Below are 236 nucleotides of genomic sequence, written 5' to 3'. Positions count from 1 at the left end.
CGGGCCGCTGATTGCGGGCGCGTTGATGAAGAGCGTCGGCAATGACGCGATGATCGGCGTGGTACTCGCGAGCGCGCTGGCGTTTCTCGCGGCGGCGTTGTGGGAGAAGCGACGCGGCGTGGTGAACGCGGCGGCGTGAAGACTATGCCGCGGTCCGCGCGGGCGTGACGCCGCGCGCGGATTGCTGGTTCAATGCGCGTCGAGTGTGACGCGCCGCTACAGCGTTACTTGTGCGC

Annotated in this window: 1 pseudogene; it reads left to right on the top strand. The window is 68.6% G+C overall.

From position 1 onward, the window contains the following. Positions 1–139, top strand: a pseudogene (locus tag SB753_RS41365) (MFS transporter); the annotation flags it as partial. Between the last annotated feature and the right edge of the window lie 97 nt (positions 140–236).

Origin of the sequence: Paraburkholderia sp. SIMBA_053 (assembly GCF_046534895.1) — a bacterium.
Taxonomy (GTDB): Bacteria; Pseudomonadota; Gammaproteobacteria; order Burkholderiales; family Burkholderiaceae; genus Paraburkholderia; species Paraburkholderia caledonica.
This window is presented reverse-complemented; position numbering and strand designations above follow the sequence as displayed.